Below are 23016 nucleotides of genomic sequence, written 5' to 3'. Positions count from 1 at the left end.
GTTGGGTAGTGGCTCGCCCCCCTTCTCATCTAAGGGCGATTCACCTAATTATATAAATGTAACAGATTGTAATGTCAAACGTGTTCGACGAATTGATCCCATAAATTCGAACTACCAATGAAAAAGACCCATAAGTTTTTCAACTCATGGGTCCGCGATTCTTAGGTTAGGCGACTATCTACTATGGCACTCAAACATCAATATTCCGCGCCACTAACGCATTACTCTCAATAAAGTTCCTCCGCGGCTCCACCTCATCCCCCATAAGGGTGGTAAAGATCTGATCCGCCGCAATAGCATCCTCAATCTGCACCTTCAGCAAACGGCGTTGGGTCACATCAAGTGTCGTCTCGAACAGCTGCTCCGGGTTCATCTCACCCAGCCCCTTATAGCGCTGACGAGAAACCCCACGCTCAGCCTCAGCCAGCAGCCATTGCATAGCCCCGTGGAAGTCGTTGACAGTCTGATCCCGCAGCTTCTCGCCGTCACCCCGCTGCACCTTAGTCCCTTCTGGCGTCAGCCCTTGGAACGTCTTAGCCGCATTGGACAGCGCAGCATAGTCAGCCCCATGAACAAAATCCGCATCCAGATGCGACAGTCGCACGTTGCCGTGATGGCGGCGAGCGATCATGAGGCGATGCTTGTCAGTCTTTTCGTCGAACTGCGCGTACACGTCCGCGGTGCCGTCATCATTGACAGCAGCTCCAATCAACGTCTTGGCATGCATCTCAGCCAGCTTAGCCTTCAGCGCCACAGCTGAAGCTTCCGCTGCAGCAGCACTATCCAGATCCAGCGTCACCCCATCCGCAATAGCCCGCAGCGCATCGGTATCCACAACGCGCGACAGCCGCCCAATCACACCTTCCGTCAGCTGATACTGACGAGCCAACTCAGTCAGCGCATCCCCACTGATTTCCGACCCATCCGGCCGAACCAGCGACGCCTTCTCCATCGCCAGCTTCAGCAGGTAGGCATTGAGCTCGACATCATCCTTGATATACCGCTCATCCTTCCCATGCTTGATCTTGTACAGCGGCGGCTGCGCGATATACACATACCCGCGCTCGATGATGTCAGGCATCTGACGATAGAAGAACGTGAGCAGCAGCGTCCGAATGTGCGATCCATCCACGTCCGCGTCGGTCATGATGATGATGCGGTGATAACGCAGCTTGTCCAGGTTGTAGTCGTCCTTGCCGATGCCGGTGCCCAGCGCGGTGATCAGCGTCAGCACTTCCTGGCTGGACAGCATCTTGTCGAAGCGGGCGCGCTCTACGTTCAGGATCTTGCCCTTGAGCGGCAGGATGGCCTGGAACTTACGGTCGCGGCCCTGCTTGGCGGAGCCGCCTGCGGAGTCGCCCTCCACCAGGAAGAGTTCGGACTGGGCGGGGTCTTTTTCCTGGCAGTCGGCCAGCTTGCCGGGCAGGCCCATGCCGTCCATCACGCCCTTGCGGCGGGTCATTTCGCGGGCCTTGCGGGCGGCTTCGCGGGCGCGGGCGGCGTCTACGATCTTGCCGCAGATGGTCTTGGCGTCGTTGGGCGTTTCCAGCAGGAAGTCGGTCAGGGCCTTGCTGACGAGTTCTTCCACGGGCAGGCGCACTTCGGACGAGACCAGCTTGTCCTTGGTCTGGGAGCTGAACTTGGGCTCGGGCACCTTCACGGAGAGCACGCAGGCCAGGCCTTCGCGCATGTCGTCGCCGGTGGTTTCCACCTTGGCTTTCTTGGCAACTTCGTTTTCTTCGATGTACTTGTTGATGACGCGGGTCATCGCGGCGCGCAGGCCGGTCAGGTGGGTGCCGCCATCCCGCTGCGGGATGTTGTTAGTGAAGCAGAGCACCTGCTCGTTGTAGCCGTCGTTCCACTGCATGGCCACTTCCACGCCGATGCCGTCTTTTTCGGTGTTGGCGTAGAAGATGTTGGGATGCAGCACGCTCTTGGCGCGGTTGATGTACTCGACAAAGCCCTTCACGCCGCCGGAGAAGGCAAAGTCTTCTTCCTTGCCGGTGCGCTGGTCGACCAGCTTGATATGGACGCCGTTGTTCAGGAACGAGAGCTCGCGGATGCGCTTGGACAGGATCTCGTAGTGGAACTCGACGTTGGTGAAGATTTCTTCATCGGCCAGGAAGTGGACTTCGGTGCCGCGCTTGTCGGTGGCGCCGGTGATCTTCATCGGCGAGACTTCAACGGGCTGGCCGTCGGGGCCGGGCACGGTCTCGATGATGCGGTTCTGCACTTCGCCCTTGGCGAATTCGATCAGGTGGACCTGGCCGTCGCGGCGCACGGTCAGGCGCAGCCACTTGGACAGCGCGTTCACGCAGGACACGCCCACGCCGTGCAGGCCGCCCGATACCTTGTAGCTGTTCTGGTTGAACTTGCCGCCGGCGTGCAGCTCGGTCATGGCGATTTCGGCCGCGCTGCGCTTGGGTTCGTGCTTGTCGTCGAACTTGACCAGGGGCGGGATGCCGCGGCCGTTGTCGACGATGGAGATCGAGTTGTCGCTGTGGATGGTGACCTGGATTTCGGTGCAGTAGCCGGCCAGCGCTTCGTCGATGGAGTTGTCCAGCACCTCGAACACGAGGTGGTGCAGGCCGGTGCCGTCGGAGGTGTCGCCGATATACATGCCCGGGCGCTTGCGTACCGCCTCCAGGCCTTCCAGGATCTGGATCGAGGAGGCTCCGTAGGTGTTTTCCTGTTGCGGTTTCTGCTGTTCGGTCATGTCTTTCCTACTTGCGGCGAATGCGGAATCGGGGCCGGGCGGGCATGGCTGGCATGCCGGCGGCGGGGCGCGATGGGTCCGCATGGCGGGTTACTAAAAACGGCAAAAGGGGCGGATCGTCGTAACGATCCTGCCCCCGCGGCGGGATATTCATCCCCTGGACGTACCGGCCGGGGCCGGGTGTCGTAGCGTGCCGTTTGCTGCTCCGGTTGCTGTCTGCGCTGGTTGTGGCACAGGTCCTGTCACCGGATCATCAGATGCGCATCGGCATGACGACGTACTTGAAGTTGTCGTCGTCCGGCACGGTGATCAGCGCACTCGAATTCGAGTCGCCGAGGCTGACCTGCACCTGCTCGGTCTTCAGGTTGGCAAGCACGTCGAGCAGGTAGGTCACGTTGAAGCCGATATCGAGCGCGTCGCCCGAATAATCGAGTTCCAGCTCTTCCTGCGCCTCTTCCTGGTCGGCGTTGGTGGAGCTGATCTTGAGCATGTGCGTGTCGAGGATGCAGCGCACGCCCTTGAATTTGTCGGTGGTCAGGATCGCGGTGCGTTGCAGCGCCTGCTGCAGCTGCACGCGGTCGATCGCGAAGGCGTTCTTGTAGCCCTTGGGGATCACGCGCTGGAAGTCCGGGAACTTGCCTTCGACCAGCTTGGAGATCAGTTCGATATTGGCGAACGTGAACTTGACCTGGTTGGCGGCCAGCTGCACCGTGACCGGATCGTCGTTGTCTTCCAGCAGGCGCTGCAGTTCCAGGATGGTCTTGCGCGGGATGATGACTTCCTGGCGCGAGCCGACACCAGCCGCTTCGTTTTCCAGCTCGACGCCGCAGTAGGCCAGGCGGTGGCCGTCGGTGGCGACTGCCATGACCTTCTTGCCTTCAACCACCAGCAGCATGCCGTTCAGGTAGTAGCGGATGTCCTGCTGCGCCATGGCGAAGTGGACCATCGCCAGCAGGTGCTTGAAGGTCTTCTGCGGCAGGCTGACGCTGGCGTTGAATTCGCTGGCTTCGGCCACGGTCGGGAATTCTTCGGCGGCCAGCGTCTGCAGGGCAAAGCGGCTCTTGCCGGATTGCACGGTCATGCGCTTGTCGTTGAGCGACAGGGCGACGTCGCCGTCGGGCATGGCGCGCAGGATGTCCAGCAGCTTGCGCGCGGCCACGGTGGTGGCGACGCTGTCATTGCCGACGCCGCATTCCGCATGCGTGGTGATCTGGATTTCGATGTCGGTCGACAGGAAGGATACGTTCGACCCGGACTTGCGAATCAGCAGGTTGGCCAGGATCGGGAGGGTGTGGCGGCGCTCCACGATGCCGCTCACGATTTGCAGCGGACGCAGCAGGTTGTCTCGCGAGGTTTTGACCAATTGCATTGAATTTATCCTTCGTCGTTTGTAATCGGCGACCGCAGAACGCAAACAACTCCAAATTCACTTAGGAATCAAGGAGTTAATGTGCCATTGTACCAAGGATAAGCCGCTGCGGTGAAGCGGGGCGGGACCGGCCGGCGGGCCAGCTGTGCCCAAAAAGCCACGCTGGCGCCAACCGTTCTTGCCATCCCGTCCCGACTCACCGCAAAGCCTTATCAGTGGCCACTTTCCGGACACTTGCCCCGGCGTCGCTGACGTTAATTCCCCAGGCGCCACGGGATGTCCGTGGCGCGCACCCTACAGTATGCCAGCCCGGCGGGCTGGCCCTTCAAAACGCCGTCCCGGGAGCCGCCCCGGGTACCAGCCGGCGATCAGCCCTTGAGCGTCTGCTCCAGCACGTGCAGCTCATGGTTGAGCTGCGCATCCTTGCTGCGTTCGTCGGCAATCTTGCGCACGGCGTGCAGCACGGTGGTGTGGTCGCGGCCGCCGAAGAGTTCGCCGATCTCCGGCAGGCTCTTCTGCGTCAGCTCCTTGGCCAGGTACATCGCGATCTGGCGCGGCCGTGCAATATTGGCAGGCCGCTTTTTCGAATACATGTCAGCGACCTTGATGTTGTAGAAATCCGCGCAGGTCTTCTGGATGTTCTCCACAGAGATCTGGCGGTTCTGCACGGTCAGCAGGTCCTTCAGCGCTTCGCGCGTCACCTCGATGGTGATGTCCTTGCCGTGGAAGTTGCTGAACGCCAGGATCTTGCGCAGCGCGCCTTCCAGCTCGCGCACGTTTGAGCGCAGGTGCTTGGCGACGAAGAAGGCGACCTCTTCCGGAACGTTCACGTTCTCGGCGGCGGCCTTCTTCATCAGGATCGCCACGCGCATTTCCAGCTCGGGCGGCTCGATCGCCACGGTCAGGCCGGAATCGAAGCGCGAGATCAGGCGGTCGTCGATGCCGGTGATTTCCTTGGGGTAGGTATCGCTGGTGATGATCACCTGCGCCCGGTTGGCAATCAGGGCCTCGAAGGCGTAGAAGAACTCTTCCTGCGTGCGGTTCTTGCCGGAGAAGAACTGGATATCGTCGATCAGCAGCAGGTCCAGCGAGTGGTAGTAGCGCTTGAACTCGTCGAACGCCTTGCGCTGGTAGGCCTTGACCACGTCGGACACGTATTGCTCGGCGTGGATGTAGCGGATGCGCGCGCGCGGGTTCTCCATCAGCATGTGGTTGCCGATGGAGTGGATCAGGTGGGTCTTGCCCAGGCCCACGCCGCCATAGAGATACAGCGGGTTGTACGACTTGCCCGGGTTGTTTGCGACCTGGATGGCGGCGGCGCGCGCCAGCTGGTTGGCTTTACCCGTGACGAAGTTGTCGAAGGTCAGGATCGGGTTCAGGCGCGAGCGCTCATGGACCGTGTCGCTGGGCTGGTGGCCGGGCATCTGCACAGCGTTGCCCATCGCGGCATGCGGGTGCTGGCCCTGCTGCGGCGCGCGATAGGAGCGGGCGCTGGCTTCGGCGGGGTCCATCTGGACCACGTCGATCTCGCCCAGCTCGGCGCTGTGCTGCGGGTGGTGCTGGCCGGGATGCTGGCCCATGCCCTGGTGGCGCGCGCCGGCCGGAAGCGGGGCGGCGGAGGGCATGCCGGCCGGGTTGCCGGGGTTGCCCGGATTGCCGTATTGCGGCTGCCCCAGGCCATAAGCGGCCGCGCTCGGGTATTCGCCATAGCCGGGCTGCGCCGGCTGGCCAGGCATGGCAAACGGGGCCTGGCCACCCATCGGCTGGACGGGCTGGGCGCCGGGATAGCCACCCATGCCCGTACCCGGGGCTGCGTGATGTTCCATGCGGTCCATGCCGCCCACGCCCATGCCGGGCTGGGCCGGCTGCATGTAGGCAGCGGCACGCCCCGACGCGGCGGGATCGAGCACGAACTGGACGCTGACCTGCGCTTCCCAATATTCGCAGGCCAGGGCGGTGATGCGCCCCGAAAACTGACTCTTGACCCAGTCGAGCTTGAAACGGTTGGGCGCAGCAATCCGCAGCGCATGCGTTTCTTCATCGAACGCAACGGGCGCCAGCGGCTTGATCCACGTTTTGAACTGTTGCGGCGTCAGTTCGCGCTCGAGTTGCGCGGCTGCCGCCTGCCAGAAATCTTGCATTGTTTGTTGTTAAGTAATCGCACCCGTTGCCGCCTTGCCGGCGGCCCGGGTACGCCACGGGCGGCGTATGCGCCGCGTGATCCGGGCCGCCTCGGCTCTATTGGGAATCCATTCCCACGGTCGAGGCCGCCGCGGCATGCCATGCAGCCGCCAGCGAGCCTTCCGGTTCGCCGCACTGGCGTGCGTAAAGTCATGCGTTGCCGCGGTGGGAGCCCGGGTTGCGCCTGCGCCACGCAGCCCGTGTTGTGTTTGGACCCGGATTGTACCCCCGCCCCTGAGTTATCCACAAAGGATAAGTCTGTGGACAACTTGTGCAAATGCAGTGGATTGATGTGCACAACCCCTGCTGCGACGCGGGTTTCCGGGGTGGGGAAACGGGCAAAGATTCAGGAAAAACAGGGACTTCGCCTGTGGATGACAGACCTAGAGGTGTCCTTCTGGGCACTAGCGGTTACCCACTGGCCGTTGTGGACAATGGCGCACCACGCGCCACCAGGCGGTGTGGTGATTGTGCCGTCGCACACTGACTGTCGCCTTGACAGCGTCGCGGAAAATCGTTTAAATGGCGGGTTCTGCGATGCGGCAGGGGATCACGTATGCGCATCGCCGGGTCTGGCCTGTCCGTGCCGTCCGCGCCCACAGGCTACCTGCCTGCAGCGCGCGCCCTTCGGCCGGCAGCTAAGACAGAACCAGAATCGTCGGACACGCCGCTGCAGTTCCCTCGCAAGCGGCAACCCCATGCGAACCATACGCGGCGGCCACGGCACCCCGGCACCGGCCGGAGTCGGGCGAGCCAAGATCAACCAGAGAGTGCAACATGAAACGTACCTACCAACCTTCCGTTACCCGCCGCAAGCGTACCCACGGTTTCCGCGTGCGCATGAAGACCCGCGGCGGCCGTGCCGTCATCAACGCTCGCCGCGCCAAGGGCCGCAAGCGCCTGGCCATCTGAGGCCCGGGCGACCGGCCTGACGGCGCGCCCGGCGCCGGCTGCAGCGTACCGCAGCCGTGCCGCGCGGCCGTCAATGCCCACCGCCCCGGCTTCAGGTCGGCCGGCAGCTTGCCGCAGGGCGCCGCTTCGCGCCAGCAGTCTTATTTGCCAGCGCTTGCCAGTGTCACCCAGCGTGTCAGCCCATGCCTTCCCCAAAGCCGCGAGGCTTACAAAGACGGATGAGTTTTCATCCGTTTTTGCTTTGCGGCCCCGGCGGCGCAGCACCCACTTCGTGCTCTATGTACGCCCCAATGACCGGCCGGAAGGCCGCCTGGGCGTGGTGGTGGGCAAGAAGTTCGCGCCGCGCGCCGCCGAGCGCAACCTGGTGAAGCGCATGGCGCGCGAGCTGTTCCGCCAGCGCCGTGAACAACTGGCGGGCCGCGACGTGCTGCTGCGCCTGCAAGCGAAGTTCCCGCGCGTGGAATTTGCCACGCGCGCGGCGGTCCGAAGGGCATGCGCGGCGGAAATCGCCAGCCTGCTCGACGTAGCGGCAAAGCCACTGCCGCCGCCCGCGCCGCCTGCCTCGCCCCCGGCACCGCCCACCGCGGCGCCGCCGGCGAGCCCCTCGCCAAGCCAGCCACCAGGCCAGCCAGCCTGACCGCCCCGCCATGAAGCGAATCCTGCTAGCCCTGCTGCGCGTCTACAAGATCGCCCTCAGCCCTTACCTGGGCTCGCAGTGCCGCTTCCTGCCGACCTGTTCCGACTACGCCCGCGACGCCATCGTCCATCATGGCGCCGCGCGCGGCAGCTGGATGGCCGCCTGCCGGCTGTGCCGCTGCCATCCTTTCGCCCAAGGCGGGTATGATCCCGTGCCGGGCACGGAAGCAGACACGCCAGTCCATGCCGCCACAGGCCATGCGCCCGTGGCAATCCGTCTGCCCAGACCCTGATTTTTCCGACCACAGCCAGACATGGATATCAAACGCACCATCCTCTGGGTCATCTTCTCGATGTCCCTCGTGCTGCTCTACGACAACTGGCAGCGCGCCAACGGCCATGCGTCGATGTTCTTCCCGAGCACGACGCAGCAGCAGGCCGCTTCGGCGCCGGCCGCCAGCGGCGCGGCCGCGCAGGGCGACGTGCCCAAGGCCAACGTCCAGCCGGGTGCAGCCGCCCCGGCCGCGGGCGCCGCGCCGCAGGCCGCGGCCCAGCCCACCGGCGAGAAGATCGTGGTGACCACCGACACGGTGCGCGCCGAGATCGACACCGCCGGCGGCATCGTGTCGCGCCTGGAGCTGCTCAAGGAGCATGAGAAGGACGGCAAGCCGGTGGTGCTGTTCGAGCGCGACAACGTGCGCACCTACATGGCCCGCTCGGGCCTGATCGGCGGCGACCTGCCCAACCACACCACGCTGTTCACCGCGGCCCCGGGCCCGCGCACGCTGGACGGCGCCGAGCAGCTGCAGGTGGTGCTGAGCGCCGAGAAGAACGGCGTGAAGCTGGTCAAGACCTACACCTTCCGCAAGGGCAGCTACGTGGTCGACAGCAAGTTCGACGTGACCAACGCGGGCACCGCGCCGGTCTCGCCGACGCTGTACCTGGAACTGGCGCGCGACGGCAGCAAGGTAGAGCAGTCGCAGTTCTACAGCACCTTCACCGGTCCGGCGGTCTACACCGACGCCGACAAGTACCACAAGATCGACTTCGAAGACATCGCCAAGGGCAAGGCCACCGTGCCGGCCGCCGCCAATAACGGCTGGGTGGCGATGGTGCAGCACTACTTTGCCTCGGCGTGGATTCCGCAGACCGGCAAGGAGCGCAGCTTCTACGTGCAGCAGATCGATCCGCACCTGTACCGCGTGGGCGTGCAGCAGCCGCTGGGCCAACTGGCCCCGGGCGCGAGCGTGAGCACCGATGCGCGCCTGTTCGCCGGCCCGCAGGAAGAGCACATGCTCGAGAAGATCGCCCCGGGCCTGGAGCTGGTGAAGGACTACGGCTGGCTGACCATCCTGGCCAAGCCGCTGTTCTGGCTGCTGGAAAAGCTGCACGGCTTCCTGGGCAACTGGGGCTGGTCGATCATCGCGCTGACGGTGCTGATCAAGCTGGTGTTCTTCCCGCTGTCGGCGGCGAGCTACAAGTCCATGGGCAAGATGAAGGACCTGCAGCCGCGCATGACCGCGATCCGCGAGCGTTACAAGAACGACCCGCAAAAGATGAACCAGGAGATGATGGGCCTGTACCGCACCGAGAAGGTCAACCCGCTCGGCGGCTGCCTGCCGATCGTGATCCAGATCCCGGTGTTCATCGCGCTGTACTGGGTGCTGCTGTCGTCGGTGGAAATGCGCGGGGCGCCGTGGCTGGGCTGGATCAAGGACCTGTCGGTGCCGGATCCGTTCTACATCCTGCCGATCGTGATGGCCGTGTCGATGTTCGTGCAGACCAAGCTGAACCCGACCCCGCCGGATCCGGTGCAGGCCAAGGTGATGACGATCATGCCGCTCGTGTTCTCGGTGATGTTCTTCTTCTTCCCGGCCGGCCTGGTGCTGTACTGGGTGGTGAACAACATCCTGTCGATCGCGCAGCAGTGGCAGATCAACCGGATGCTGGGCAAGGGCAAGACGGCCGTGGTGGCCAAGAGCTGAGCCTGTTGCAAGATGCGGTGATGGAAAGCCCGGCAGAGATGCCGGGCTTTTTGTTTTTTGCCGACCGATGGCCTGTGCCTGCCGCCGGTTTGCTCCCCTCTCCCACTTCGCGTGAGAGGGAGCCGCGCTCATGCGGTGTTGGCTACGGCCTGCGGTGCCGGCTACTGCAGGCGTATCCTACTGACCTGCGCCCGATATCAGGAGATCCCCATGAGCTGGTCCGCCCACCAATACGTCGCCTTCGAAGACGAACGCACCCGCCCGGTCCGTGACCTGGTGGCAGCCATTCCCAACGAGATCGCGCGCAGCGCGGTGGATATCGGCTGCGGTCCCGGCAACTCCACCGAGGTGCTGCTGGCGCGCTATGCCGGCGCCTCGGTAACCGGGCTGGACAGCTCGCAGGACATGATCGACGCCGCGCGCAAGCGCCTGCCCGACGTGCAGTTCCGCGTGGCCGACATCGGCGCCTGGGACGAGGCCGGCCCGTACGACGTGATCCTCGCCAACGCGGTGCTGCAGTGGCTGCCCGACCACGCCCGCTTGTTTCCCGAACTGGTGTCGAAGCTTTCCCCGGGTGGCACGCTAGCCGTGCAGATGCCGGACAACCTGGAAGAACCCGCGCACCAGCTGATGCGCCGGGTGGCGGCGGAAGGCCCGTGGGCCGACAAGCTTGCCGGCGCCAGCAAGGCCCGCGCCGAACGCGCGCCGGCGCGCTGGTACTACGAGCTGCTGCGCCCGCTGTGCCAGCGCGTGGACGTGTGGCTGACCACCTATCACCATCCGCTCGCCGGTGGCCCGGCCGCGGTGGTGGAGTGGTTCAAGGGCAGCGGCCTGCGCCCCTTCCTGCAGCCGCTGGACGAGGCCGAGCGTACCGCCTACCTGGCCCGTTACCAGACCGAGATCGCCAACGCGTACCCGGCGCTGCCGGACGGCTCGGTGCTGCTGCCGTTCCCGCGCCTGTTTATCGTCGCGACGCGCTGAACCCGCCCCTGAACCCGCCCCTGAACCCGCCGCTGAATCCGCCGCTGAATCCGCATCACGCGGGCTTGTGGCAGACCGCCTCGATGTTGTGGCCGTCCGGGTCCAGCACGAAGGCGCCGTAGTAGTCGGGGTGGTAGTGCGCGCGCAGGCCGGGTGCGCCGTTGTCGCGCCCGCCCGCGGCCAGTGCCGCGCGATGGAACGCATCGACGGTCGCGCGGCTGTCGACGCGGAACGCCACGTGCACCGGCGGCTGGTTGGGCGTGCCGCGGTGGATCCAGAAATCTGGATGGCCGGGCGTGCCGAAGCCGGCGACATCGGTGCTGCCGGTGACGCTGGCCGGGAATTCCTTGTCCAGCACGTAGCCGATGGCGCCCAGCGCGGCCTGGTAGAAGGCGCGGCTTTTCTCGTAATCGCTGACGCTGACGCCGGTGTGGTCGATCATGGGTGGCTTCCTTTGTCGAGATGGGAGAGAGAGGATCTCAGGCCAGGTCCAGCACGCTCATGGTGGCGTTGAGCCGGCTGACCAGCACGGATTCGCCGTGAACGTCGGCAAACACGTCGGCCTCCACCACGATGATGGAGCGGCCGGACTTGAGCACATCGGCGCGGCAGCGCAGCCGTTCGCTGCGCACGGCCCGCAGCAGGTTGATCTTGAATTCCGCGGTGACCACGTGCTGGCCCGCTTCCAGGATGGTGGATGCGGCCGCGCCGGCGGTGTGGTCGGCCATGGTGGCCTGCACGCCCGCGTGGACGATGCCGCCGTGCTGCAGGTGGCGCGCCGTGATGGCCAGCGTGGACTCGCACCAGCCGGGCCCGCAGTCAGCAAGCGCGATGCCGACGTCGTTGACGAAGGCGGCCTGGCGGAAGCCGGCCTCGATGGTGTCGCGCAGCAGAAGCCGTTCCTGTTCGGTGGTCATGGCGGTTTCCTCGTGGGTCAGGGTGCTGGTCCTGGCGAATCTGCGCATTCCAGCCTGAAGGACAGGGCGTGTCAACCGCCAAAGCGGCGCTGGCGCCGCATTCCGCCCAAGCGCGTGCTGTCGCCTACACTGAAGGCATCTGCGTCCCGCGTGCGCGCCTGACCGCATGCAGTCCGCCATGAACGCCGACGCCAATTCTCCCAAGCTGCGCCGCAAGGCGCGGCCCGCCGCAGCCTTTGCCGCGCTGGCGCAAGCCAGCCTGGCGCGCATCGACGCGTGCCTGGACCCGCTGCAGCGCCGCGACGACCCGGAAGACCTGCACCAGCTGCGCATTGCCCTGCGCCGGGCGCGCGCGGTCGTGTGGGCCATGGGCCCGGCCTTGCCGCGGCAGGAGCGCGACCGCTGGAAGCGCGACTTGCGCACGCTGGCCCGCACCACCACCACGGTGCGCGACTGGGATGTGTTCCTGGCCGAGACTATCGGCCCGGCCCGCGAACTGGAGCCGCAAGACACGATACTGGCCGCCATCGCCGACACCGCCCGGCAGCGCCGCGATGCCGCGCGCGCCGCGATGCTGGCGACACTGGCCACTTACCGCGACTGGCCACTGCCCGCGCTGCATCGCGACCTTGCGCACCTGGCGCAACTCGCCGCGCGCGCCCGCGGCGACGGCGCCCGCCTGGCCACCTTTGCGCGCCGGCGCGTGCGCCGCGGCCGCAAGCAGCTGCGGGCACTGGCCCGGCATGCCCGCAAGGGCGATCCCGCCGCGGTGCACGCGCAGCGCATCGCCGGCAAGCGTCTGCGCTACGTGATCGAAGCGCTGGCGCCGGTGCTGCCGGCGCGCTATACCAGGCGCCTGCACGGCAAGCTGGTCAAGCGGCAGGCCCGGCTGGGTCGGCAGGTCGACGGCATCGTCGCGCGCCGCCTGATGGCCGAGTGCCTGGACCTGCAGGCGATGCCGGACGAGGCGCCGCCGTTGCCCGGCGCCAGCTGACCGTCCCGCCAGCCATGGCGGCCCGCCATAGCGTTCCAGCGCGTTCCAGCGCGTGCCACGCCAACCGCACCCGATCTGCGACAATACCGCCATGACTGCTCCCCAGCTTCCCATTGCCGCCATCGCCACCGCGCCCGGCCGCGGCGGCATCGGCGTGGTGCGCGTGTCCGGCCCCGATGTCGGCCCCGTGATGCGCGCCGTCTGCGGCCAGGCACTGAAGCCGCGCCACGCCACCTACCTGCCGTTTCTCGATGGCAACGGCAAGGTCATCGACCACGGCCTGGCACTGTATTTCCCGGCGCCCAACTCCTATACCGGCGAGGAAGTGCTGGAGCTGCAGGGCCACGGCGGCCCGGTGGTGATGCAGATGCTGCTGACGCGCTGCCTGCAGGCCGGCGACGGCATCGGCCTGCGCCTGGCCGAACCCGGCGAGTTCACGCGCCGCGCCTTCCTCAACGACAAGCTCGACCTGGCCCAGGCCGAGGCCGTGGCCGACCTGATCGAAGCCAGCACCGAGGCCGCGGCGCGCTCGGCCGCGCGCTCGATGGAGGGCGAGTTCTCCAACGCCATCCGCCAGCTGGTGGACAAGGTCATCCACCTGCGCATGCTGGTGGAGGCCACGCTGGATTTCCCCGAGGAAGAGATCGATTTCCTGGAGCAGTCCGACGCGCGCGGCCAGCTTGCCACCATCCGCGATGAACTTGGCGCGGTGCTGGCGCAGGCGCGCCAGGGCGCGCTGCTGCGCGAGGGGCTGTCGGTGGTGCTGGCGGGCCAGCCCAACGTGGGCAAGTCGTCGCTGCTGAACGCGCTGGCCGGCGCGGAACTGGCCATTGTCACGCCGATCGCCGGCACCACGCGCGACCGCGTGCGCGAGACCATCCAGATCGACGGCATCCCGCTGCATATCATCGACACCGCCGGCCTGCGCGAGGAAGCCACCGACGAAGTCGAGCGCATCGGCATCGAACGCACCTGGGACGCCATCCGCCGCGCCGACATCGTGCTGCATCTGGTCGACGCCACCGACTACCTGCGCCACGGCCTGTCCGAGATCGACGACGCCATCGACGACAAGCTCAGCGGCCAGCTGCCGCCGGGTGCGCCGATCGTGCGCGTGGTCAACAAGATCGACAAGGCCCCCGCGGTGGGCGAGGTCATGTTCGGCGGCAACCGCCCGCACGTGGTCGCCGCCAACGGCCCCAACCCGACCGAGATCTGGATCTCGGCGCGCACCGGCGCCGGCATCGAACTGCTGCGCCGCGAACTGCTGCGGCTGGTGGGCTGGCAATCCGGCAACGAAGGCACCTTCCTCGCGCGCGAGCGGCACCTGACCGCGCTGCGGCAGGCGCAATCGCACCTGGACGTGGCCGCCGAACAAAGCCAGCGCCAGGCCCAGGCGCTGGACCTGTTCGCGGAAGAACTGCGGCTGGCGCAGGAACACCTGAACAGCATTACCGGCGAGTTCACCAGCGATGACCTGCTGGGGACGATTTTTACGCGGTTTTGTATTGGGAAGTAGGGTGAGGCAAGCCGGCGTGTCCCAACGGCTCCGCCCACGCGGCAAGGCGATGTGGCCGGCGTTTCCCGACGCCGTACGCGCTTCTGCGGCAGGCAGGGCGCATAATTCGCCCTTCGCCCTCCGCTCTCACTACGCAGGACCTTCCCGATGTTGAACCGCACCCAGCAGATCCTCGTTGCCATCGTCGCCGTGGCCGTCCTTGGCATGTTGTGGTTTGCCGGCAATGACCGCCGCGACGATGTCGGCGGTGCCGTGCCCGACACGCCGGCCGATGCGCAGGCCGAGGCCAGCGCGGTGCCGGCGACCGAGGTGCGTGGCGTACCGCGCAACGGCACGCTGGATCCGGTCAGCATCGACCCGCAACGCCCCGCCGACCGCCTGCCGCAACTGCAGGCCGATGCGCTGCTGAAGGCGTACCGCGACAATGCCGCGCAAGCGGATCGCAATTACCTGGACCAGTACCTGATCGTCGAAGGCGTGGCCAGCGGCATCCGCCGCGAGGGCGAGCAGGTCTTTGTCGACATCCGCACCAACGACCCGGGCGCCAATGTGCGCGCGCTGCTGCTGCCGCGCCAGATCTGCGGCCCGGCCGGGCGCGAGTGCGAAGTGGAAGCGCGCGCCACCATGGTGCGGCGCGGCCAGAAGGTGGCGGTGGAGTGCAACGGCGCCGGCCTGGCCGACGGCATGCCGCTGCTGCGCGACTGCCTGCTGCGCGGCGGCGCCAACTGATCGAACCCCGTCGATTCCGGAGTTACCTGCCATGCAATCCGTGCTGTCCGTCCTTGCCATCCTGGTCATGGTGGCGACCGTCGTCGGCGTGATCTCGCCCGCCTGGCTCAGCCAGACGCTGCTCGGCGGCAAACCCGTGACGCGCGTGCAGGTGGCGGTGGTCGGTGTGTGCCTGGCCGCGCTCTGCCTGGTGCTGGTGGGCCGGCTGGCGCAGGGCGGCGCGGGCGGCTGAGGCGCCATCCGCCACGCCAGAAGCGGCCGGTTTGCGCTTCTGTTCGGCCGATTGGATTGGCCTGCCGGCGCCTACAGTGTGAAGGTATGCGGTGGCCATTGCGCCTTGTCGTGGCGCGCCGCCCAGCCCTCCAGGACATTCCATGAACCATGCACTGCTGGCGGCCTGCGTGGGCCTGCTGCTCACCGGCTGCTCGACCTACCAGGCCGTGACGCCGGTCGACCGCCTTGACCCCACCGATCCCGTTGTCGCGTTCCAGCTCCCGGCTGGCGGCGGCCCGCTCGGCAACTACGGCGCCCACGGCACGCTGCTGTGCGTGGTGGTGAACCCGGTCAGCGGCAATGACTTTGTCGAGAACTTCCTGTCATCGCTGCGCCGGCGCAATTTCGAGGTGAAGGTGCTGCAGGCGCAGACCTCGATCGCATCGTGCCCGATGGTGGCGCTGTACACCGCGCGCGGCGCCTGGTTCTGGAACACCTACCTGAACAACGCCGACATCACCGTGTTTCTCAATGGCGACCGGGTCGGCAAGGCCATCTACAACGCCAACCGCAGCGCCGGCGGGCTGAACCTGAGCAACTTCGTGCAGCCGTCGTCCAAGCTCGATGAGCTGGTCGAGCAGCTGTTCCCCGGCATGCTGCCGCCTCCGCCGCCGGAGGACACGGCGCCCGCGCCGGCCGCCTAGCCCTTCCGCTTACCCCACCTACAGTCAACCGGAGGGCCGCGCCATGAGCCTGTGCACCGCATCCTGCCGGGCGCAGCCGCGCCCGGCCCAGCGTATCCGGGTCAGCGTTCCAGCCGGCCCAGGCGCACTACGGTCACGCCCGGGCGCAACTGGCGCAGCGACGGCATCACCAGCACGCAATCCGGATACGGCGTCACCACCGGCTCGCCGTCGCGCCAGCCGATTACGGTCCCGGCCTCGGTAAAGGTCTCCAGCCCGGTGTAGGGGCCGGCAAAGCGGAAGTCCATGCTGGTGGCCACCACCGGCTCGGTCACGCGCACCACGCGCTGCGCGGCGGTCAGCGGCTGCAGCCACCCGGCCGGCAGGTCGCTTGCGTCGACGATGCCGGCATGCAGCAGGAAGCGCGCGGTACTGTCCTGCGCCACCGTCACGGCGGCGGGCTCCCAGTGCTGGCCGCATTCGATCAGCAGCGCGTTGCGCGGGCTGGCGGCATCGCCAAAGCCATCGTAGTCGCGCATGCGGCGGCCTTCCGGGTGGCCTTCGTCGACGATCACATCGGCCGGCGCACCCAGCGCGCGCGACAGGGCGATGCCCTTGTCCAGCGGGCCGGAGACGATCAGCGGCCGGCTCTTCTCATGCATCGAATGCAGGTCCAGCAACAGGTCGACGGTATCGATCACCGGCCGCATCGCGCGCGCGCGGCGCAGTTCCGAGGAATCGAGCCTGGCGTCATCGAGCACCTTGGCGGTCCAGACCCGGTTGAAGTCCTGGTCGACGAAGCGCGAGGCATCCGGGCTGGCGGGATCGAAGCGATGGTACGCATCGACGTTGGCAAAGGCCAGCGTCAGGCGGCCGCGGCGCGGGCGCAGGCCGTGGTCCAGCAGCGCCTTGACGGCGATGGCGCCGCAGACCTCGTTGCCGTGGGTCAGCGCGTTGACCATCACGTGCGGGCCGGGCTGGCCGCTGTCGAAGGTGTAGAGGTAGGGGATGCCGGTGTTGCCGGCGGCGTAGGGGCGGATGTCGGGGAAGGCGACGTCGACGGGGTAGGCTTCGAAGGGTGCGGTGGGCTGGCGGGTCATGGAGTCGGTGCGTTCAGGGTGCCTGGCAGGTCGGTGCCTGCCGGGTCATGTGATAGGGACAGGGAGTGTGCAGGCGGCAAGGAGCGGTGCCGCCTCGCCATCCCCCTTACTGCTGGATCCCCGCCGTCTGCACGATGGTGCGATAGCGCCCGGTCTCGCGCTTGATAAAGCTGCCGAACTGCGCCGGATTGGCGGGCGCCACTTCCACGCCGGCCTCGGCCAGCTTCTTCTTCACGTCCGGCATCGCCAGCACGGCCTGCATCTCGGTGTTCAGGCGCGCCACCACCGGCTGCGGCAGCTTGGCCGGGCCCATCAGGCCGAACCAGACGCCCATGTCCACGCCCTTGAGCGCCGGCGTCTCGGCCAGCGCCGGCACGTTCGGCGCCACCGGCGAGCGCTTGGCGCCGGTCACGCCGTAGGCCTGCACGCGGTTGGCCTGGATATGCGGCAGCGCCGACGACAGCACCATCACCGCCAGGTCGATCTGACCGCCGAGCAGGTCGGTCGCCATGGCCGAAGCGCCCTTGTAGGGCACATGGGTGATATTGACCTGGCCCTGCTGCTTGATCAGCTCGCCCGCCAGGTTCAGCGGGGTGCCGACGCCGGACGAGGCGTAGGCCAGCTTGCCCGGCTGGGCCTTGGCCAGCGCGATCAGCTCGGCGGCGTTCTTGGCCGGCAGGCCGGGCTTGCCGACCAGCACCATCGGCTGGGTGCCGACAAAGGTCACCGGCGCCAGGTCCTTCTCGCCGTCATAGCGCACCGCCGGGTTGGTCAGGCGCGCGATCGACACTTCACTGCCCGAGCCCATCAGCAGCGTGTAGCCATCGGCCTCGGCCTTGACCACCTTGGACGCGCCGATAGTGCCGCCGGCGCCGCCCAGGTTTTCGATCACCACGCTCTGGCCCAGGCGCTTGCCCAGTTCCGGGGCGATGGTGCGGGCCACCAGGTCGACGCTGCCGCCGGCGGTGTAGCCCACCACCAGCGTGATCGGCTTGCTTGGCCAGGCATCGGTCGCGGCGGCGGCAGTGGAAACGGCGCCGGCACAAGCGGCAAGGCAGAGTGCGGCAGCGGCCGCGCGCAGGGTGGTCTTCATGGTATTGGCTCGGGGTCCCGGAATCGTGGTTGTGGACCGATGTTAGAAGCGCGGGACCGGCGCGGCGTGCGGCTTTGGCAACCCCGGTTGCCGATTTGGCAATGGCGGCAATACCAGCGCGGGGGACGGTTCAGCGGGGCGCCTGCACCGCCGCCTGCCAGAACGCCTCGGCCAGCGGCCGCATCGGCGCGCGCGGGCGGTACAGGCGGATATCGAGCGCCAGGTCGCCGCCGTCGCCACCGTCGTGCCCGCGCGCGGCGGCGATGGCGCGCACCAGCCGGCCATCGCGCAGGTCGTCGGCAATCAGCCGCGCGGGCAGCCAGGCCAGGCCCATGCGCTGGCGCACCATCTCGTGCACCGACTCGGCAAAGTCGCTGACCGCGATCACGTCCAGGCGCGGCGCCAGCTTGCGGCGCGCGATCTCCTGGTTGACCATGCGGCCCAGCGTCAGGGTCTCGGCGTAGGCGATCATCGGCACCGGCGCGGGCGCGGTCTTGCCGGCGACCTTGCCCGTCCCCAGCCGGTGCAGCGGCGCGCCGCGCGCGTCGGCCGCGCTGACGCACACCAGCCGCTCCACGCCGGCCAGGTGGAACTGGTAGCGCGCGTCGTCCAGCATCACCGGCAGGTCGGGCGGGCTGTAGCACAGCAGGAAGTCGGCATCGCCCTCGGCGAACATCGCCAGCGCGTCGTGCATCGGGAAGGTCGACAGGCGGGTGCGGAAGCCCGCCGCGGCGGGATCCTGGCGCAGCGCCTCGCGCAGGCCCGCGAGCCAGGCCGGCACCATCGAGCGCGCCAGCGTCTTGCCGGTGGCAATGGTCACGGTGCTGGCGTCGGCGCGGTGGGCGGCGCGCAGCGCCAGGCGGGTGTCATCGAGGGTGCGCAGCGCGCTCTGCGCCGCTTCCAGGAACTGGCGCCCTTCGGCGGTCAGCCGCACCGGGAAGGCGCTGCGGTCGATCAGCGGGGCGCCGGCCCAGACCTCCAGCGCCTGCATGCGCCGGCCAAAGGCGGGCGGGGTCACGTTGCGCAGCTCGGCGGCGCGCGCGAGGCTGCCGGCCTGGGCCAGGCAGACGAAGTCTTCGAGCCAGCGGATATGCATGGAAACGGCGGTCAGGGTTGGGGGCAATGCCTTCATTATCGGCAAAACCCGCCGCCACTTTGGCGGCCGCGTTCCTCGGTTAGAATTTTTGGCATGACACTGACCCGGCGCCGCCAACCCTCGCCTCCGTCCCGCCCGGGGTCCGCCGCAGCCGGACCGCCGCCCGCCCCGGAATACACCATCGACGAGCTGGCGCGCGTGGCCGGCACCACGGTGCGCAACGTGCGCTCGTACCAGGACCGCGGCCTGATCGACCCGCCGCAGCGGCGCGGGCGCGTGGGCATCTACACGCAGGCGCACCTGGGACGGCTCAAGCTGATCCACCACCTGCTGGCGCGCGGCTACACGCTGGCCAATATCACCGAACTGCTCAAGGCCATCGTCGAAGGGCATGACCTGCGCTCCATCCTTGGGCTGGAAACCGCGATCAGCAGCCCGTGGACCAACGAGACCCCGCGCCACTATTCCTACCTGGCGCTGGCGCGGCTGTTCGGCCGGGCGATCTCGCGCCCGGCGCTGGCCAAGGCGATCTCGCTGGGGCTGCTGGAACCGGACGGGCTGGGCTACCTGGCACGCAGCCCGCGCGCGCTGGCCGCCGGGGCCGAGATCGCCCACGCGGGCTTTGCGCTGGAAGACGTGCTGGAAATCATCGCGCAGTCACGCGGGCATTTCCAGGCGGTGTCGGACCAGATCGTCGCCACCGTGGTGCGCGAGCTGGACCGCTTTGGCGTTGGCAAGCTGCCGCCGCCGCAGGACGTGCCGCGGCTGGTCGATATCCTGTGGCGCATCCGCCCGCTGGCGCTGGTGATGGCCGAGACCGAGATGATGCGGGCGCTGGAGATCTCGGCCAACAAGTACCTGGGGGACCGGGTGGCGGCGATCATCGAGCATCTGCATGATGAGGAGGGCGGGGGCGCCAAGCCTTAGCCCTCATCCACCCATTGCCGCCTATACCGCAACCATGTCGAAATCCGCTTTCGCCATGCCGCAGTCCGGGCAGCTCCATTCCGGCGGGACCGCGCCCCACGGTGTGCCGGGCGCGATGCCATGCTGGGGCATGCCAAGCGCTTCTTCATAGACGAATCCACAGATGCGGCACTGCCAGATCGTCATGCCGCCCCCCGCAGCGAAGGTGCCCGCGTGGAGACGCCGGCGGCGCGCGCGGTGTCTTCGATCTCCTGGACCAGCGGATCGATGCGGGCCAGCTCGGCGCGGTTGTCGTCGTCCCAGGGATGGAAGCCGGGGCGGAAATAGCTGAGCCACTCCGGGATCATGCGCGGCAGCGCGCCGGGCGATGCCCACAAAAAACGCAGCGCGGTGCCAAACCCGCTCAGCTTGTTGCGGCAGCCCTTGTCGCCCAGCACCAGCGCGATATGGAACACGAACACCATGGCCCAGAACGTCACCGTGGTGGTCAGCATGGTGAAGGTGCGCACGAAGTAGCGGTACGGGCCAGGCTTCATCACCGTGTTCCAGACGTCGTAGGCCACCGCCTTGTGCTCGGTTTCCTCCAGCGCGTGCCAGGTCCACACCTGCCGGTAACCGGCCTGCGAGTTCGCGCCGAGGTGGCGCACGTCCTTCAGCACGCCGCCGGCCAGCATCGCGGTGTAGTGCTCCAGCGCGATGGTGTGCGCCAGCTGCCATGACCTGGGCAGGATTTTGCGCAGCAGGTCCAGCAGCTTCCACACCGCGCGGTCCAGCGCTGCGGCGGGCAGCCCGGCATCTTCCATCAGCCGGTTGTAGAGGATGTGCTCGCGCGTGTGCATCGCTTCCTGGCCGATAAAGCCGGCGATGGCGCGGCTCAGCTCGGGATCCTTCACCTGGTCGCGGTAGTTGCGCACGCTGTCCATGAAGAAGCGCTCGCCGGCCGGGAAGAAGATCGACAGCGTGTTGAGGAAATGGGTGACGTGGCGGCCCCGCTCGTGCCAGTCGCTGATGCGCTCCGGCGGCAGGTGGGGATGCACGTCGCGGCGGACTGGCATCATGGCGGTCTCCTTGGGTGACAGCCGGCGCGCGCGGCGCCGGCGCGATTCATTGGCGGTCCAGGAATGGCAGCAGGTCTGCGGCCACGCGGTGCGGGTCTTCTTCCATCGGCACGTGGCCCAGCCCCGCGTAGCGGCGCAGCTGCGCGCCGGGGATGCGCTCGGCGAAGGCCTGTGCGTGCGCCGGCGGGATCCAGCGGTCGCGCTCGCCCCACAGCACCAGCGTGGGCGCCCGCACGCTGCCGAGCAGGTGGGTGTCGAGCTGGGCGAAGTCCAGCTTCGGCACCATCTTGCCGACCGCCTCGCGGCTGCCTTCGGCATAGAAGAAGTCCACGTAGCGTCGGAAGGTGGCTTCGGGCACGCGCGCGGCGTCGCCGTAGACGTCGCGCGTGGCGGCGCGGATGATGCACTCGGGCAGCAGCCACGGCGCCGACCACCGCACCGGCGCATGGCGGAACAGGTCGATATAGACCGGCAGCTTCATCGGGAAGCCGGCGGCATCGATCAGCACCAGCTTGTCGACCGCACCGGGCCGGCGCACCGCGAGGTCCCACGCGATCAGCCCGCCCAGCGAGTTGCCGATGACGCTGGCGCGGCGCACCTGAAGCGCCGCCAGGAAGGCATCGATGAAGTCGCGGTAGCGGTGCACGTCCATGGTCTCGATGCGCCCGCGCCCATCGCGCAGCGGCCCGGTCAGCCCGAACGGGGCCAGGTCCAGCCGCAGCACGCGATAGCGTTGCGCCAGCGCCGGCACGATGCCCTGCCACGTATGCAGCGACGCGCCGAAGCCGTGGATCAGCACCACGGTGTCGCCGTCGGCGGGGCCTTCGTCGGTGTAGTGCACCATCGCATCGAGCACGCGCACCCAGCGCGAGGCCGGCAGCGCATGGCGCTGCGCCAGCGTCGCGCGCGACAGGCTGAACAGCCCCACGCGGCCCTGCCCGAACCAGCGCGTCAGCGCGCCCGGCGGCGCCAGCAGTGCGGCGTCCGCTTCCATCGCCAGGCGGCTCACGGACGCTCTCCCTGGCCCACCGGTGCGGGCGCCACCACGTTGCCGAGATCGCGCTTGCGGCGCGTCTCGCGCACCACCAGCGACTGGTAGGCGGCGGGCAGCAGCCGCGCCATGGCGTCGGCGGCGTAGGCGTCCGGACCGATCAGCACGCGCCGGCGGTTGCGCCGCACGCCCTCCAGGATCACGCGCGCGGCCTTGTCGGGCGAGGTGATGAAGAATTTCTCGAACTCGTCCTTGCCGTGCTGCGCGTCGCGCACCAGGAAACCGTTGACGCTGGCGGAGACCCGGCTGGCCTGCGCGATATTGGTCTTGATGCCGCCGGGGTGCACGGTGGTGGCCGACACGCCGCAGTGCATCAGGTCCAGCTCCTGCCGCAGCGATTCGGTGAAGCCGCGCACCGCGTACTTGCTGGCGTTGTAGGCGCCCATGCCGGGCTGGGCGAAGATGCCGAAGATGCTCGAGGTATTGACCACGTGGCCGTCGCCGCTGGCCTTCAGGTAGGGCAGGAACGCCTTGGTGCCATACACCACGCCCCAGAAGTTGATGCCGATGATCCATTCCAGGTCGTCGTAGCTCATGCCCTCGACCGTGCTGGACAGCGCCACGCCGGCGTTGTTGAAGATCAGGTTGATGCGGCCGTGCGCGTCGGCGGCGGCCGCGGCCCACGCATAGACCGCGGCGCGGTCGGCCACGTCGACGGTGTGCTGACTGATGCGGGCGTGCGGTGCCGCGGCCATGGCCTGCGCCGCGGTCTGCGCCAGCCCGGCCTCGTTGCGGTCCGACAGCGCCAGCTGGCAGCCCTCGCGCGCCAGCGCCAGGGCCAGTGCGCGGCCGATGCCCGAGCCGGCGCCGGTGATCGCGGCAACCTTGTTGCGGAAGTCCTTCATGTCCGGTCTCC

The 23016-nt window shown here is 67.6% G+C and carries 23 protein-coding genes; 11 read left to right on the top strand and 12 right to left on the bottom strand.

Annotated features, from left to right (window positions below; translation table 11 throughout):
• Positions 1–190: 190 nt before the first annotated feature.
• From gyrB to dnaA, 3 genes are all read right to left on the bottom strand, one after another.
• Positions 191–2716 (bottom strand): DNA topoisomerase (ATP-hydrolyzing) subunit B, encoded by a 2526-nt coding sequence (gene gyrB / locus AC3FMM_RS21690; protein ID WP_488687449.1) that lies wholly within the window; start codon positions 2714–2716, stop codon positions 191–193.
• Between the two features lie 253 nt (positions 2717–2969).
• The gene (gene dnaN / locus AC3FMM_RS21685; protein ID WP_012351345.1) at positions 2970–4085 is read right to left on the bottom strand and encodes a DNA polymerase III subunit beta; all 1116 of its coding nucleotides are present in this window, start codon (positions 4083–4085) and stop codon (positions 2970–2972) included.
• A gap of 368 nt (positions 4086–4453) precedes the next feature.
• A complete protein-coding gene (gene dnaA, locus AC3FMM_RS21680) occupies positions 4454–6226 on the bottom strand; it encodes a chromosomal replication initiator protein DnaA (RefSeq protein ID WP_488687448.1) in 1773 nt (590 codons plus the stop codon).
• A gap of 817 nt (positions 6227–7043) precedes the next feature.
• On the opposite strand from dnaA, the gene rpmH reads away from it, so the two are divergent.
• From rpmH to tam, 5 genes are all read left to right on the top strand, one after another.
• Positions 7044–7178: a 50S ribosomal protein L34 gene (rpmH, locus tag AC3FMM_RS21675; protein WP_008650850.1), complete on the top strand. Its 135-nt coding sequence runs from the start codon at positions 7044–7046 to the stop codon at positions 7176–7178.
• Positions 7179–7350: 172 nt separating this feature from the next.
• The gene (rnpA, locus tag AC3FMM_RS21670) at positions 7351–7815 is read left to right on the top strand and encodes a ribonuclease P protein component (RefSeq protein ID WP_115679023.1); all 465 of its coding nucleotides are present in this window, start codon (positions 7351–7353) and stop codon (positions 7813–7815) included.
• A gap of 10 nt (positions 7816–7825) precedes the next feature.
• The gene (gene yidD, locus AC3FMM_RS21665; protein ID WP_012354399.1) at positions 7826–8107 is read left to right on the top strand and encodes a membrane protein insertion efficiency factor YidD; all 282 of its coding nucleotides are present in this window, start codon (positions 7826–7828) and stop codon (positions 8105–8107) included.
• A gap of 21 nt (positions 8108–8128) precedes the next feature.
• Positions 8129–9799, top strand: a complete 1671-nt coding sequence (gene yidC / locus AC3FMM_RS21660) for a membrane protein insertase YidC (protein ID WP_115679022.1) — start codon at positions 8129–8131, stop codon at positions 9797–9799.
• 210 nt (positions 9800–10009) lie between these two features.
• The gene (gene tam / locus AC3FMM_RS21655) at positions 10010–10780 is read left to right on the top strand and encodes a trans-aconitate 2-methyltransferase (protein ID WP_115702826.1); all 771 of its coding nucleotides are present in this window, start codon (positions 10010–10012) and stop codon (positions 10778–10780) included.
• A 55-nt stretch (positions 10781–10835) separates the two neighbouring features.
• Here tam and AC3FMM_RS21650 read toward each other — a convergent pair whose 3' ends face one another.
• Both AC3FMM_RS21650 and AC3FMM_RS21645 read right to left on the bottom strand, forming a co-directional pair.
• On the bottom strand, positions 10836–11222 hold the full coding sequence (locus AC3FMM_RS21650; RefSeq protein ID WP_115663457.1) for a VOC family protein: 387 nt from the start codon (positions 11220–11222) through the stop codon (positions 10836–10838).
• A 37-nt stretch (positions 11223–11259) separates the two neighbouring features.
• Entirely contained in the window at positions 11260–11697 is a 438-nt protein-coding gene (locus tag AC3FMM_RS21645; RefSeq protein ID WP_062796033.1) for a PaaI family thioesterase, read from the bottom strand.
• A gap of 178 nt (positions 11698–11875) precedes the next feature.
• On the opposite strand from AC3FMM_RS21645, the gene AC3FMM_RS21640 reads away from it, so the two are divergent.
• The 5 genes from AC3FMM_RS21640 (at position 11876) to AC3FMM_RS21620 (ending at position 15856) form a co-directional block, all read left to right on the top strand.
• A complete protein-coding gene (locus AC3FMM_RS21640; protein WP_488687447.1) occupies positions 11876–12691 on the top strand; it encodes a CHAD domain-containing protein in 816 nt (271 codons plus the stop codon).
• Between the two features lie 91 nt (positions 12692–12782).
• The gene (gene mnmE, locus AC3FMM_RS21635) at positions 12783–14210 is read left to right on the top strand and encodes a tRNA uridine-5-carboxymethylaminomethyl(34) synthesis GTPase MnmE (RefSeq protein WP_115681351.1); all 1428 of its coding nucleotides are present in this window, start codon (positions 12783–12785) and stop codon (positions 14208–14210) included.
• Positions 14211–14357: 147 nt separating this feature from the next.
• On the top strand, positions 14358–14939 hold the full coding sequence (locus AC3FMM_RS21630) for an OB-fold putative lipoprotein (RefSeq protein ID WP_488687446.1): 582 nt from the start codon (positions 14358–14360) through the stop codon (positions 14937–14939).
• 31 nt (positions 14940–14970) lie between these two features.
• Complete coding sequence (locus AC3FMM_RS21625) at positions 14971–15171, top strand: hypothetical protein (RefSeq protein WP_115711480.1); 201 nt, start codon at positions 14971–14973, stop codon at positions 15169–15171.
• 142 nt (positions 15172–15313) lie between these two features.
• Positions 15314–15856: an Sbal_3080 family lipoprotein gene (locus AC3FMM_RS21620; RefSeq protein WP_115711478.1), complete on the top strand. Its 543-nt coding sequence runs from the start codon at positions 15314–15316 to the stop codon at positions 15854–15856.
• Positions 15857–15957: 101 nt separating this feature from the next.
• On the opposite strand, the gene AC3FMM_RS21615 is transcribed toward AC3FMM_RS21620, so the two are convergent.
• The 3 genes from AC3FMM_RS21615 to AC3FMM_RS21605 form a co-directional block, all read right to left on the bottom strand.
• The gene (locus AC3FMM_RS21615; protein ID WP_488687445.1) at positions 15958–16935 is read right to left on the bottom strand and encodes a M14 family metallopeptidase; all 978 of its coding nucleotides are present in this window, start codon (positions 16933–16935) and stop codon (positions 15958–15960) included.
• Positions 16936–17041: 106 nt separating this feature from the next.
• Positions 17042–18028, bottom strand: coding sequence for a Bug family tripartite tricarboxylate transporter substrate binding protein (locus AC3FMM_RS21610; RefSeq protein ID WP_115711474.1), 987 nt, complete (start codon positions 18026–18028; stop codon positions 17042–17044).
• A gap of 130 nt (positions 18029–18158) precedes the next feature.
• Positions 18159–19124 carry a LysR family transcriptional regulator gene (locus AC3FMM_RS21605; RefSeq protein WP_116311956.1) on the bottom strand — a complete coding sequence of 322 codons (966 nt, stop codon included), beginning with the start codon at positions 19122–19124 and terminating at the stop codon, positions 18159–18161.
• A 93-nt stretch (positions 19125–19217) separates the two neighbouring features.
• On the opposite strand from AC3FMM_RS21605, the gene AC3FMM_RS21600 reads away from it, so the two are divergent.
• Positions 19218–20051: a MerR family transcriptional regulator gene (locus AC3FMM_RS21600; protein WP_115711470.1), complete on the top strand. Its 834-nt coding sequence runs from the start codon at positions 19218–19220 to the stop codon at positions 20049–20051.
• Positions 20052–20072: 21 nt separating this feature from the next.
• Here the strand turns inward: AC3FMM_RS21600 and AC3FMM_RS21595 are convergent, their stop codons facing one another.
• The 4 genes from AC3FMM_RS21595 to AC3FMM_RS21580 are packed head-to-tail and all read right to left on the bottom strand — an operon-like array spanning position 20073 to position 23005.
• A complete protein-coding gene (locus tag AC3FMM_RS21595) occupies positions 20073–20237 on the bottom strand; it encodes a rubredoxin (protein WP_488687444.1) in 165 nt (54 codons plus the stop codon).
• Positions 20234–21109 carry a metal-dependent hydrolase gene (locus AC3FMM_RS21590; protein ID WP_488687443.1) on the bottom strand — a complete coding sequence of 292 codons (876 nt, stop codon included), beginning with the start codon at positions 21107–21109 and terminating at the stop codon, positions 20234–20236. The genes AC3FMM_RS21595 and AC3FMM_RS21590 overlap by 4 nt, the downstream gene beginning before the upstream one ends.
• Positions 21110–21155: 46 nt before the next feature.
• Positions 21156–22118 carry an alpha/beta fold hydrolase gene (locus AC3FMM_RS21585; protein WP_488687442.1) on the bottom strand — a complete coding sequence of 321 codons (963 nt, stop codon included), beginning with the start codon at positions 22116–22118 and terminating at the stop codon, positions 21156–21158.
• Complete coding sequence (locus tag AC3FMM_RS21580) at positions 22115–23005, bottom strand: SDR family NAD(P)-dependent oxidoreductase (RefSeq protein WP_488687441.1); 891 nt, start codon at positions 23003–23005, stop codon at positions 22115–22117. The genes AC3FMM_RS21585 and AC3FMM_RS21580 overlap by 4 nt, the downstream gene beginning before the upstream one ends.
• Positions 23006–23016: the final 11 nt, after the last annotated feature.

Source organism: Cupriavidus sp. 207A1 (genome assembly GCF_057798955.1).
This window is presented reverse-complemented; position numbering and strand designations above follow the sequence as displayed.